Here is a 1,026-nt window from a genome sequence, read left to right on the forward strand (position 1 = left end):
AGCAAAAGACTTCGCATCAATCGATAACGCTCCAGAAGAGCGTGAGCGTGGTATCACAATCTCAACTTCACACGTTGAGTATGACACACCAACTCGTCACTATGCACACGTAGACTGTCCAGGACACGCTGACTATGTTAAAAACATGATCACTGGTGCTGCACAGATGGACGGCGCGATCCTAGTAGTTGCTGCTACTGACGGTCCTATGCCTCAAACACGTGAGCACATCCTACTTTCTCGTCAGGTTGGTGTACCTTACATCATCGTATTCATGAACAAATGTGACATGGTTGACGACGAAGAGCTACTAGAGCTAGTAGAGATGGAAGTTCGTGAACTACTTTCAGAGTACGACTTCCCAGGTGATGACCTACCACTAATCCAAGGTTCAGCGCTTAAAGCACTAGAAGGCGAAGAGCAGTGGGAAGCGAAGATCATTGAGCTTGCAGAAGCACTAGATTCTTACATCCCAGAGCCAGAGCGTGACATCGATAAGCCATTCATCATGCCTATCGAAGACGTATTCTCAATCCAGGGTCGTGGTACAGTAGTAACAGGCCGTGTAGAAGCTGGTATCATCAACGTGAACGACGAAGTAGAAATCGTAGGTATCAAAGAAACTACGAAGACAACTTGTACGGGTGTTGAGATGTTCCGTAAGCTTCTAGACGAAGGTCGTGCGGGTGAGAACATCGGTGCACTACTACGTGGTACTAAGCGTGACGAAGTTGAGCGTGGTCAGGTTCTATGTAAGCCTGGTTCAATCAAGCCGCACACTAAGTTCACTTCAGAAGTATACGTACTATCTAAAGATGAAGGTGGTCGTCACACTCCATTCTTCAAAGGTTACCGTCCACAGTTCTACTTCCGTACAACAGACGTAACTGGTGACATCCAGCTACCAGACGGCGTAGAAATGGTAATGCCAGGCGACAACATCAAGATGACTGTTGAGCTAATCGTACCAATCGCGATGGACGAAGGTCTACGTTTCGCTATCCGTGAAGGTGGCCGTACAGTAGG

General features: G+C 47.6%; 1 protein-coding gene. It reads left to right on the top strand.

Annotated elements, in window-relative coordinates; genetic code table 11:
• Positions 1 to 1,026: elongation factor Tu (gene tuf / locus CWC29_RS23510; RefSeq protein WP_167815479.1), on the top strand; the 1,026-nt coding region annotated here is incomplete at both ends.

Source organism: Pseudoalteromonas galatheae (genome assembly GCF_005886105.2).
Classification (GTDB): Bacteria; Pseudomonadota; Gammaproteobacteria; order Enterobacterales; family Alteromonadaceae; genus Pseudoalteromonas; species Pseudoalteromonas galatheae.